Genomic DNA, 13,444 nt, shown 5'->3' on the forward strand with positions numbered 1-13,444 from the left:
GATAAAGTAAATTTAACGGTTTTCCGGCGCCTGCAATCAGGCTCTGTCAATAAGCGTAACTGACTCCGGCGTTAAACCGGTGGGCCGTGGCCTTGCTCCTTCCCTCAAACTCGTACCCCGCATACGTCCTCCAGCGCGCATTCAGCTGTAATGCGCTGTTCACGTTCACCCTCACCGCATTCCGGTCCGGAGACGTTCCCTGCGCTTCCCACCGGTACCCGTTGAGCAGCCGCTCCGCCTGCGCTCCCGGGTTCTCACGGTACACGTCCGGCACGTAGCTCACCATCGCGCTGTTGATCCATTCCCTCCCTTTCAGCTCACTGCGGTGCGTCAGGCCCACCCCTACAGGCACGCTCATATTCTTCAGGCGCCCCTTTTCAAAGCGCCTCGCGTCCCAGCCCGTTTCCGTAAACGCCTCCTGCGTCACGTCCGTATACTCCAGCCCCAGCATGACCTCCATCGCCACGGTCTCGTCTACCCGGCGGCTCCACTTCCCGGTCAGCGTTCCAAACAGGGTTTCGTTGGTCCACTTGCCGCGGGACCGTCCGCCCGTATGGAAGGAATTCATCTTGTTGTCCGTCCAGCCATAGCCTGCCGTTCCCGTCACCAGCAGGGTATTCTTCCGGTTGAGAACCTTGTGCCAGCCCCCGTAGAGCATGCCGGTGCGCGTCTGCTGGTCAATATCCCCCGCAAAGTGGCGCCCGTTCATCTTGCCGTACAGGTCACCGAAGCCCAGGCCAAGAACGGTGTGGGAAGTGATTTTCCTGTCCGCTCCCACGGAATAGCCGCCGCCGTGGTAGTCAAAGCCGTCACGGGTTCCCTCGGAAGCGTGGTTGAGGAAATCCCCCATGCCCTTGACCCAGTAGTTGTTTTCCGGTCCGGCGATAAAGCGCAGGGCATCCAGATGGCCCAGGGCGGCCCTGGACATCCCAAGAGCGTTGGCGGCGCTGGACCACATGGAGTTCATGGCCAGAGTCCCTGCCAGTTCCGGCAGGATGTCCCGGATAGCGGAGTCCTCGGCGGGAGTCCAGACCAGTTGGAGTTGTTCCGGGAAGCCGTCTCCGTCGGCATCCACCCACTGGTGGCTCCAGGAGCCCGTATAGGCATAGGGGCTGTCCACCCGGTCGGAGCCGGTAGCCAGTGAATGGGCGCCGGAGAAGTCATCCGTGTGGGTCTGGCTGGCGTCCGTCAGGATGATGAAGGTGCGCTGTTGCTCCCAGGAATTGTCCGCATAGAAATAATCGGCGGATATTCCCGTGTCCATAATCCCTATAGAGCCGCCCAGGGTGAAGGAACCGGAGGCGGAGATGGAGAGTCCGTTGGTGTTTGCCAGGGAGGCGGCTTCCTGCGCCTGCTTTTGCATGTCAAAAACAAAGCCGCGGGAGAGATCCACGTCCTTGGCATTGATGAAGGCGCTGGTCCCGGGACGAAGGACGGCGTCCCCGTTGGCGATGGTGAAGGAGGCGGCGTTGATGACGCTGCTCCCGGTGATTTCCAGGGTTCCGTGTTCCAGGGTCATGGAAGTATCGTCCCTGAGCTGGGAGTTGCCGAAGACGACATTGTGTTCCAGGATGAGGGTGCCGCCGTAGAGGGTGGTTTGGCCCTTGAAATCGCTGTAGCGGCTGGCCACAAGGTGGGCGTCGTCCCCCTGGTAGAGTTCCCCGCTGAAGATGACGGTGCCGTCCGTAGCGTGGGAGATGCCGTCGTCGTCCGTGTATTGGTTGAGGGAGAGGGTGACGTTTTCCTTGATGATGCCGTAGGTTGAACTGGTGATGGGGTCATTGAAGCGAACCTCCCTTCCTTGGGCGGCTGCCAGTTGAAGATGGCTGGTTCCATATACATGAATGGCGTTGGCAACGCCGTTTTCCACGGAGAAGGAGCCGTCATTGTGTTGAGTGAACGTTCCCCCGGTCATGTTTCCGCTGAAGAAAACGTCATGAGTGAAGGCCAGAAAGCGGCTGAACTTGTCGGTATTGTTCCCATCCAGGAAAATAGCCCCGCCATTAACGAAAGCATAATTATTGGTGAATGAGGCTCCGTTCCTGATGGTTAGGGATATGTTGTTTCCTTTCATATAAATCGCTCCGCCGGCGCCATCGAAGGAGCCGTAGGCGTAATTGCCGGAAAAGGAAGCATCGTCTCCAAAAGTCAGTATTGTTGAATTGCTTCCACCCATATAGATTGCTCCGCCGTAGCTGGTGCCGTAGTTAAAGCCGTAGCCGTAGGCATGATTGCCGTGGAAGATTGCGTGGTCTCCCAGGGCCATTATTGAATGGTCTCCACTCACATAAATCGCCCCTCCGGCATTGAGGCCGGTGCCAGATAAAACGCTATTATTAAGGAATTGGACATGACCGGTGAGTTCCAGGGATATATCGCCGCCTTGCGCCTGAATCACCCCTCTGTTGGCATTGGCCCAGATGACGGAATCCATATCCAGCGTATACTCTCCCTCTGTAAGATTGTACATGGGGTTTTTCCCCAGTCCGGATAAGTTCACCGTGCGCGGCGTGTCCGGATCATCCGAACGGAAGTTGACCGGAACGGTCAAGCCGGTCGTCAAGGAAGCGTCGTCATTATTCAGAACCACCGTATCCCCGGCAGCCAGGGAGCCGGAGCGGGCCAGATCATCCAGAGTGGTATAGATGTTATGGGCCGGGTCGGAAGTCTGGGCGGCGTCTACCATGAAATCCGCAGCGGAGGCGGAAAAGGACAAGGAAACGGGAATCAGCACGGAGGCCAGCAGGCTGCGGCGCAGCGGCAAAGGTATGGTCATTCTCATAATAATAATCAGTAGTGAATGTGTTGTAACAACACGAACCTAGTAGCGGATTAGGAATCCGCATTTTTTCTTCAGTCGTAAAGAGAGACTGAAACAGGTATCAATCGGAAAAATAAGGGTAGTGTGATTGATGTTTGGAAATATGGATTTCTCTGTAAGTAACTATTTTTAAGTTCTTAAAAAGTTTGCCGCAGCAAAAAAGAAAAGATCCGGCATAGGGCTCTGAAAGGGGAGAGGGGTGCCGTTCAGTGTTCTATTTTAAAAGAGGAATTTACCTTAAAATAATCCCTATCATAATAGTAGGATTGACATCGGATTCCTAATCCGTCACATGGCTGGAAATGGAGAAAATGGTCCTTGGTTCCCGGAAGGGATGAATATGTAAGTTACTTATGTTGAGCTTTGTAAGATGTTCATTGATGGAGGCCGGGAAAACGTGTTCATCCGGTTGAAGAGAAGCGGATCTTGAAGCCCGCAGGGTGAGTGAATCTGAAAGTGGCACGAATCAAACCTCCGTTCCCTGCTGGCCGTATTCCATTCAAGCTGTGGCCTATTGCCCCGCCGTGCCCGTGACGGGTACTCTGCCGGGCACAAGGTCTCCCGCCCCTTGTAAGACCTTGTAAGAATTCGTTCGGCTTCATCATTCACTTTTCGTGCGTTTCAGACGGATGCCGGTTCAGTGGTCCGTCTGTGCGAGGCCGTGCCCCGGAGTCCTGCTCAGACGCTTTACAAAGCTGCGGGGGTGGGAAATTTTGAAAAATGGACCAGAGGCATATTCAGCCATTCTTCCTCAATCCCCAAGCAGTGTTCTTCATAACCTGTTGCAGGGCATCTTTTTATTTTATCCTGCCATTAAAAGGGCAAATGCGAATTCGCAATCCGCCGGCTCTTTATTCACATATTATTCAAAATTCAATTATTAAATTTGATTAATAATCAATGTGTTATCTATTTAAAAAATAATCCCTCCAGAGAAAACCGGAAAAATCTGGTTACCGGGAGCATTTCCCTTCCGGTAGAAAACCGTTGCAGCTGATTCTTTTCCTTTGACAGCGGATTGCGAATTCCTTATTTATATTCACAATCATATTCCCCTTGCCGTGTTGTGGGAAAGGTTCTTTTATGATTGAATAACCCATTAATTGTCAAACGTTACATGAAATTACACCTTCCCTTGAATCTGCTGGCCGCCCTGCTGACCTCCTTCTCAGGAGTAACTCTTGGAACTGCCACCTTTGCAGGAGTTTCTGGTCTTCTAATAACAGTATCACAGACTTATGCCGCGGATGTCGCTTTTAACGGGACACAGGTGAATGTGGCGGCGGGAGGGAACGCCACTTATGACATCGGCACCGTCACGGCTTCCACAACATTGCAATTTGCCGGAGCGGGCAACGCCACGATCACGAACCTGAACGGGGATGCCCCGGAAGCCGTGCTGACGGTGAACCGGGCCGCCAGCGGAGGCACGGCTCTCTCCACCCTCACCCTGAACGGGGCGGGCACCTTCAACGGAATCATTTCCCTCTATTCCAACACGACAGGGGGAACGCAGAACAACATCCTGAACCTCAACCACGCGCTGGCGGCTCAGAACGCCACGATCAAGTTGGGCGGCTATGGGTATGCGACGGGCGCTTCCGTCCTGAAAGCGGGCGTGGACACCTCCATCAGCAAGCTGGAGCACAACAACGCCGCGGCCCTGATTACCGGGGAGGGAACCACGCTGACCATCACCGGAGACTCCTCCTCCTACGGCGGCAGCTTTGGCGGCACCGTGACGGTTGATTACACGGGGGGCGGTACGTTCACCCTGGGCAATTCCGACAAGACCGTGGCCCTGGCCCCAGCCGCCGCCGCGGATGCCACCCTTAAAATCAGCAGCGGCACGCTCTCCCTTTTTTCCGGCAATGTCAACTGGTCCCAGAAGCTGGTCATGGGGGACGGCACTACGCTGACCGTACAGGACGGTCCGGCCGTTTCCGGATATTATAACTATGACGCCAACTCCATCAACGGGGATGGCTTCACCTTCTCCGGAGCAGCCACGTTCGGCACCGGAGTGAACCTGACCACGCAGTACGGCAAGAATATCAAATTCACGGGCGTGCTTACGGCGGCCTCCGGATTCTCCATCAGCGGCGCCGACAGCGAGTACACTTACTACACCCTCACCGGTACGGAAAACCAGATCGGCGGCACCATCGCCATCACGCGTAATTCAACTTCCCTGGGCATCAACGCTTCCGGGTCCCTCGGCACCGCCGCCGTCACTACTTCCTCCGGCAGCCAGTACCTCACTTATTACGGTACGGCGGGAGAAGCGGCGGACGTCATTGACAACTCCATCACGGGCGCGGGCAACTTCGTGGCGCAATCAGGCTGGGTGCACCTTTCCGAAAACGTAGCGCTTACGGGAACCTACACCGTCAACTCCGGTGCCGTACTTTCCAAGGCGGGCGACATCAATGCCGTCCTTGCGGGGGGCAGGCTGGATGCGGGCAGTGGAACCATGAACGTGACTGGGCTGACGGGGAACGGAACCATCTCCGCCTCCGCAGGGACCATGAATTTCCAGAACGCCGTCACGGTGGGGGAAACGATGGGCATCCTCGCCAACGGCACGGGGACGATTACGGGCGATGTAACCGTGGACGGCGGCCGCCTGTACTACACCTCCATGGACAACGTGGGCACCGTGCTTCAGAACGTGACGCTGACTTCCGGCCTGATTGATTTCTCCGGTTTCCAGGAATTCCAGGACCTGTTCGGTTCCGAAGCCCTGGTGAATACCTCCTACAACCTGGGCGTTGACCTGGGGACGGGCTTCACGCTGGCGGACATTGACGCCTCCCTGTACACCATCACCACCGTTGACGGGAAAACGGTTATTACCTTCACCGGGTCCGGCGCGTATGATACCGCATGGGATTCCGCCTGGGGGCTGGGAAGCGCCCCCTCCTCCGGCGCCGGAACGCTGGCGGACCAGCAGGCGCTGGCCCTGTACAACATCCGCGCCGCATCCATGCAGGAGGGCTTCGGCTCCGTGAACGTCGTGACCGGAACGGGAGACCTGACGGGAGTCACTCTGGCTGGCGGCTATTACAATACGGCAACCAATGCAACGGCCACGGAAATCACCACCGGCATCTGGACGGACGTTCTGGCGGGCAACTACAACCTGATCATCGGCGGCAGTTATGCCAACAACTGGAGCGGCACCGGCAAGTGGAACATCACGGGAGATGTCCATACCCAGATTCAGGGGGATACCTCCGTCAACTGGGTGGTAGGCGGCAACTACAAGGACGGCCAGGGGGCCGGCATCACGGGGAATATTTACGTGTCCGTGGACGGCAATGCCGTGGTGAAGGGGAGCGTGATAGGCGGCGGTACGGCGGCCCATAACTCCACCAACACCATTGACGGCAGCACCTTCGTCGTTGTGCGCAGCATGCAGAGCGTCACGGATGAAGCCGTCTCGCTCAATTCCGTAGCCAGGGGCTTCATCATCGGCGGCAGCGCTTATGAAGCCAACTCCACTTCCAGCGCCACTATCACCGGAAGCACCAATGTGACGATTGACCTGGGGACTGCCACGGGCACCTTCGTCAAGAGCATCGTGGGCGGTTCCTACTCGGGCAGTTCAGGAACGTATACGATCAACGGAGACTCCAACGTCAGCATCACCGCGGGCAGTGACGCCATCTTTACCGGGGCCATTTACGGCGGCGGCTACGGCACTGCCGGAACTTCCACGGTCAAGGGCAATTCCAGCCTGACCCTGGACGGCGGCGCTTACACGGGAGCCCTTTATGCGGGCGGCGGCGGCGCAAGGTCCGCCGTGAACGGGAACGCCACCCTCACCGTCAAAAAAGCCGCGTTCCGCACGGGTAGCACGCTGGGTGTGTCGGAAGGCACGGTGGGAGGCACGTCCTCCCTTCTTCTGGGCGGTTACGGCAATACGGTGGACCAGGCCATCTCCTTCTCCAATACGGTCATCACCGGCTTCGACATCGTGACCATGTTCCAGAACTCCTTCTTTACGGGGAGCCTGAACGTGGACGGCTCCAGCACGCTGGCGCTGGCCGGGGGAGCCGGAACGGGAATCAATGTGAATGGCGCCTTCGCCCTCTCCGCGGAAGGGGAATTGAATCTGGACCTTACCGGATTTGGCGCCTTGACGGACGGAATGTCCGTGCTCTCCACCACCGGGCTGACCAACATCTCTTCCATCAAGGCCGTCTTTGCGGACGGCGTGGCGGGAACCATCACCGTTTCCAACAACGGCAGGGACCTTGTTTTCACCGCGGAAACCCTCCTTCTGTGGGCAGGTGGCGAAAATGGCGTCTGGAGCGCGGAAAACATCTGGACGGATGGAGGCGCTCCCGCCACGTATGCGGACGGCCTGGCGGTTTCCTTTGCAGACCAGGCCGGAGTCGCCACCTCCGTGGTGCAGCTTGATTCCGAGGTCTCCCCCGGTTCCATGCTGGTCCGCAACTCCACCACCCGCTATGAACTGACGGGGACGGGCGCAATCGCCAATACCGCCGTCACCAAGGAAGGCACGGGAACCCTGGTGCTGGGCTCCGCTTCCGTGCTCGGCACGGGAACCACCGTAGCCGTGAACCAGGGCGTTCTGGCGTTCGGGTATGATACGGACCTGCCTGCCACGGGCATCACCTGGGGCGCGGGTTCCTTCCTGGGAGCGGCCAACGGCGCGACGGTCACGGTGAATCTGGGAACCGTGACCAACCCGGCCTTCTCCCTTGCCGCGGATAACAACTCTTTCATCAATCTGGTAACTCCTTCCGACCTTACCTTCGGCAATAACATCACGGGAGCCGGTTCCGTCCGGAAAACCGGTACGGGGCTGCTGAAATTGACGGGGGCCAACTCCGGCCATCTGATCGTGCAGGAAGGCAACGTCCAGATAGGGGGCGGCTCTACCGCCATCAATTGGGGGAGCGCCGGTTCCTCCGTCACCTTGCAGAACGGCACGTCCCTGATCATTGCGGGCAACAGCGCCCACCACACCATCGGCTCTGACCTGATTCTGGGCACGGCGGCGTCTGATGCGGTCTCCGTGAAATGGGTGGACGCCTCCCAGGCAAACGCCACCAATTACCAGCATAACTTTACGGGAACCGTGACCGTCAACGGGGCGGCTTCCCTGGTAGGCCGGGACAACTGGGCCAAGGAAATGGGCTTCACCGGAACGCTCACAGGCGCAGGCTCCCTGACTTACAGCCGCGGAGCTGGTGACGGCAGGTACAACTCCAACGGCAAACTCATCATCGGTGGCGACGCCTCCGGATTTACCGGCATGATCACCATGAACGCCTCCAACGGGTACAGCACGGGGCTTGACATGCGCACCTCCATGGCGCAGGGCGGGGTGACCCTCACGTCCGGCACGGATACCACGGGATTCGCCTTCATGCGCGTGCTGGGAGATATTGAAATCGCCTCCCTGGACGGCACGGCCAACTCCCAGGTGGGCGCCGTGGGCGGCGCACGCACGCTGACGGTGGGTTCCGGCACGTACAACGGGACGCTCACGGACCAGGGCGTTGCCATTGCCTACGGAGCCACCACCATCTCCTATGACACCACCGGAGCCCTGTCCCTGACCAAGGTCAGCGATGAAACGCTGACGCTGGGCGGTACGGTCAGTTATACCGGGCTCACGGACATCCGCGGAGGAACGCTGGCCCTGACTTCCACCGGAGCCACCGCTCTGGGGAATATCACGATGGCCGCCAACACCCGCATGACTACCGCCGGCGCGCTGAATCTGGCGAACAGCTCCACCCTGACGATGGACATCAGTTCCTCCATGGAGGTGGGCGGCGCCTTTGGCGCCGGAACCTTCACCCTCACCCTGAACGGCCTTGAAGGCATTACGGAAGCGGGGGAATACACGCTCATCTCCGCGGCAAGCGGGCTTGACGCCGGAAGCGCCATCTTCAACTGGGCCGGATACACCGGAGACGAAACGCTGATTTACGAACTGGTCCAGACGGGCACCACCCTCAAGCTGGTGGTGACTTCCGCCGGGGACGTGTGGATCTGGCAGGGAACGGAAGGCATGACCTGGAGCGACACGAACACGGGCGCCCAGTGGGGCATTGACGGCTCTGCGGATACGGCCGCCGGGCAGAACCTGGTCTTCAACAGCTCCGGTGCTGGCACCGTTACCCTGTCCGGGGCGGTGAATCCGGCCTCCATCACGGTGAACAACGCCGCGGGCAGCGACTATGTCTTCGCCTCGGACGGCACCGGGAAAATTGCCCAGGGCACGCTGACCAAGCGCGGCGAAGGCAAGCTGACCCTGAATCTGGACAACACGGGCTGGGCGGGAGCCATCTCCATCCAGCAGGGCGAGCTGGTGGCTCAGGTCGCCAACTCCCTGGGTTCCGGAGCCGTCACCGTTACGGGCGGCACGCTCACGCTGGCAACGGCGGACGTCCAGCCGGGCATGGGCATGATCAACCTGCAGGGCGGCAGCCTCAATCTGGCTTCCGGCGCCTTCGCCACGGCATTCACCGCGGATAACATGACGTGGACGGACGGCTCCCTCATCCTGGGTGAAAACGTGACGGCTACCGCCGCCAAGGCCCTGGCCAACGGAAAAACCGTGGAGCTGGCCTCCGGCTCCGTTCTGACGGTCAGCGGCGCCAATGACAACACGGCGCTCAACCTGAACGCCTCCGGGACCGGTACCATTTCCGTGGGGCTGGGAACCAACTACGGAGCCAATGTCCTGAACATGAGCACGGAATTCCAGGGAACCCTGTCCGTGACAGCCGGGTACTTCCAGTTGAACAACGTGACCATGGGAGCGGACGGCACCGTGAACCTGGCGGATTCCAATGTCCGTACGGAATGGAACGGGACGGCCGGGGGAACCTTTGCCAATGACATGGTCTTTACGGGCAACCAGATTTTTGCCACCAAGGACTTCACCCTCAGCGGCGATTTGAGCGGCACGGCGTTCTCCACCCAGGGCGCGGGCAACATCACCCTGACGGGCGGCGTCAACCTGGACGGCCAGCTCAAGGTGCACCGCGGCACGGTCACGGTGAACTCCGCCAATGTGACCAAGCTGGGGGACAGCATAGACATCCAGAACAACTCCACGCTGGCCTTTGCCCGTGACTTCTCCTATGGCGGCGTCATCAGCGGCACGGCCGGCGGCACGGTATCCGTGAACTCCGGAACGCTGGAACTCACCGGGGCTAACACCTTCCTGGGCGCCCTCTCCATTGCAGGCGGCGCCACGGCGCGGCTGGGTGAAGGAAGCGCCTGGGCCGGAACCCTCTCCGGAGCCGGTTCCCTGGTCATTGACACCACCGGGAATATAACGCTGGCGGCTGGCAACACCGGATTTACCGGGGCCACCACCCTTTCCGGAACGGGCACCGTCACTCTGGCGGGGGCTGATTCCCTGGGATCCGGGCGGGTCACCGTCAACAACGGCGTTCTTGACCTGGCCTCCCAGAATGCGGCCAACGTCATCCTGATCACGAAGGGAAGCCTGGCAAACGCGGGCGCCAAGACCACCGGAAACGTGGAAGTGGCAGCCTCCGCCGGAACGCAGGGCACCCTGAACACCATCAATCTGGGAGGCTTGTCCGGCAGTCTCGTCAGCTCCATCGTCATGGAGGACTTCTCCCGGCTTACCGGGATCTCCGGCCCTCTGGACATGACGGGCAAAACGGTGACGCTCAAGCTGGACAGCGGCAGCCTGACCGCGGGCGGAGCAACCGGGCAGGGCGTCATTGACGCGGACAGCCTGACGCTCTCCGCCGCCACCACGACCATCAACCTCAGCAACCAGGGCGTTCTGGACCTGCTCTCCGCCAACCGGGATTCCGCGGACGGCGTGGGACTGGTGCTGACCACGGGAACGCTGACGGTGGACAATTACAAGCAGATCGGCTTCTCCCCGCTGCTGGCCTCCCTGGGCTACGCGGTGACGGAAGTCCTGGGTGCGGACGGAACGCTGATGGTCAGCGGCAATACGGACCTGGTCTACCTGGTGGATACCACCCCCAATTCCGACAACCCCAACATCACCGACTACGCCGCCTTGGACCCCTACAAGGCCGTGGGCATCAACGGAACCACGCTTAATATAAGCCTGGACGGAGCCCCGGACGCCTCCCGGAACGGAGACGGCCTGAAAGTTAGCAACCTGATCGGCAGCAACGGCGCCCTGGTGGTGACGAATACGGCGGCGGATGCGGCGGCCAACCATGCCGTGGTGGACCTGATCCAGAACGTGGACGCCGGCAGCAACAGCTACGGCGGCACCATCAGCGGCGACCATGTGGACTTCATTAAGAAAGGCGCGGAAACCCTCACGGTGGAAGGCAGCTTTACGGGTAATGACTCCAAGCTGAGCTCCACGGAAGGGAACATTGTCCTGAACGGCACGGGCAACAGCCTCACCACGCTGGAACTGGCCGGCGGAGACATCACGCTGGGCGGCAGGAATGACGGCGCTTCCCGTGTAACGACGGTGGAAAACCTGGCCTCCGGCACGGGCGGCGGCACCCTGGACCTGGGTAAAGGCGCCCAGCTCGTAGTCACCGGCCAGCAGGCCGGCAGCCATGTGACGGACGTGACCATCTCCGGGGACGGCACGCTGACCCTGGGCGGGGACGGAACGGACTCCTCCCTGACGCTGGGCAACGGCTCCTCCCTGGACGGCGTTCTGCTGGACGTCCGTGAAGGTTCCGCGCTGTCCACCGCGGCCGGTTCCGTGAACACGGTCTCCGGCCTGACGGGCGGAGGCGCCCTGAAGCTGAGCGGTGCGGAAATGACGGTGGACTCCTCCGCCTCCCATACCTTCACCGGTACGCTGGACGGGGCTTCCGGAACGCTCAACTTCAAATCCGGAAACGGCAGCGTGCAAACCATCAAGGGCGCGGGCAACGCCGGCTACAACCTGAACGTGACCGGCGGCGGTGCGCTGACCCTGGCCGGAGCCCCGGCGGAAGGGGGCAATCCGGCGCAGGCGGCCTACAAGGGCATCACCGTGAACGGCGGCACGCTCAACATCGGCAGCGCAACTGATCCCAAGACCCAGCTCACGCTGGGCACGGACGGCCTGAGCGTAACGGGGAACAGCACGGTGACCATCACCACCTCCTCCACTACGGTGGATGGGCTGGGCAACCCGTTCGTCACGTCCAGCGGAAACATCACGCTGGGTGACGGAACGGGAGAAGTCACGCTGGTCATGAGCAACCTGGATACCCTGGTCACCGGGAATACGGAAACGCTGAACATGGAACTGTTCAAGACGACGGACGGCGCCCTGGTCTCCCTGGGAGACAACGTCACCCTTCAGGACATGATCCTCAGCTCCCTGTATGAAAACCTGCACCTGGCCACCAATGACAGCATGACGGCCATCATCCTCACTGGAACGGCGCGCACGGAAAACATCTTCCGTGACTCCTCCCTCACGCGGAATGCGTCCACCGGGGCTGACCTGCTCTGGAACTCCCGCTACCACATGGAGGAGGGAACCACCCTGCGCGACCTGTACACCTCCGTTCTGCTCTCCCAGAACAGCGGGGACTACTCCGGAGCGGCACGCAAGCTGGCCGCCGCCGCGGGCAGTACGGTCACCAGCCTGGGTATTGCCCAGCGGGACTCCCTGCGTGACCAGATGGGCTGGATACGCAACCGCGTGGCGCAGATGGGCGTGAATCCCGCATACATTAATGAAGACATGCCGTACTTCCATATGTGGATGCAGGGCACCGGGTCTTACGCCAAGCTGGACGCCAAGGGGGATGAGAGCGGCTACAAGCTCTCCACCTGGGGCGGAACGGTGGGCATGGACGTGGATATCAACGACCACCTCACCGCGGGCGCGGCGTTCACGGCCAACTACGGAAGCCTGACCGCGAACGCGGCGGATACGGCGGACGGAGACCTGGACAGCTACTACGTCAACCTGTTCGCCCGCTACCAGTCCCGCAAGTGGTCCCACCTGCTGATCCTGACGGGCGGCTGGAATGACGCCAAACTCACGCGCACGGTGGACTACGGCACAGGCTCCTACCAGGCCCACGGCAGCACGACCGGGTCCGGCTTCGGCGCCATGTATGAACTGGCGTACGACATCGCCCTCAATGAAGACAAGAGCGTGATTCTCCAGCCCCTGTTCAACGCCTCCATCGTGACGACGCGCATGGACGGTTACAGTGAAAGCGGTTCCGCCGGAAACGCCGGCCTGAGGGTGGAAGAGCAGAAGCTGACGACGGCGGCCGTTGCGGTGGGCGCCAGGCTTTCCGGCCTCCTTGGCTCCAACCTCTTCGGGCGGGAAGCCTTGGGAGAAGTCCGGGCGAATGTCTCCCAGGACATGGGCGACCGCCGCGGGCAGGCCAATGTGGGCTTCCTGGCGGACCCCTCCTACACGCGCCCGGTATACGGCGCCAAGGTGGGGGCTACGGCCTTCCAGGTTGGCGTGGGCCTGAGCATCCCGGTGGGCACGCAGAGCGTCATCTTTGCGGACGGGAATGCGGACATCCGCAGCGGCTCCAGCTCCATCAACGGAAGCATCGGCTACCGCTACAACTTCTAAAAGAAGGGAAACTCAGCTAAAAACAAGGCCGTTCCGGAGGATTCCGGAACGGCCTT

2 protein-coding genes are annotated in these 13,444 nt (G+C 60.3%); one reads left to right on the forward strand and one right to left on the reverse strand.

All coding sequences use genetic code 11. From position 1 onward, the window contains the following. Positions 1-46: 46 nt before the first annotated feature. Positions 47-2,776 (reverse strand): autotransporter domain-containing protein, encoded by a 2,730-nt coding sequence (locus tag ABGM91_RS08280; protein ID WP_354831317.1) that lies wholly within the window; start codon positions 2,774-2,776, stop codon positions 47-49. Positions 2,777-3,938: 1,162 nt separating this feature from the next. On the opposite strand from ABGM91_RS08280, the gene ABGM91_RS08285 reads away from it, so the two are divergent. Then, positions 3,939-13,388, forward strand: a complete 9,450-nt coding sequence (locus tag ABGM91_RS08285) for an autotransporter-associated beta strand repeat-containing protein (RefSeq protein ID WP_354831320.1) — start codon at positions 3,939-3,941, stop codon at positions 13,386-13,388. The last annotated feature ends 56 nt before the right edge of the window (positions 13,389-13,444 follow it).

Origin of the sequence: Akkermansia muciniphila, from assembly GCF_040616545.1 — a bacterium.
In the GTDB taxonomy this organism is placed as follows: Bacteria; Verrucomicrobiota; Verrucomicrobiia; order Verrucomicrobiales; family Akkermansiaceae; genus Akkermansia; species Akkermansia muciniphila_E.

Bases quoted from the DNA above. Each gene is read 5' to 3' on its own strand.
- ABGM91_RS08280 (WP_354831317.1), bottom strand. From the start codon at position 2,776: ATGACCATACCTTTGCCGCTGCGCCGCAGCCTGCTGGCCTCCGTGCTG.
- ABGM91_RS08285 (WP_354831320.1), top strand. From the start codon at position 3,939: ATGAAATTACACCTTCCCTTGAATCTGCTGGCCGCCCTGCTGACCTCC.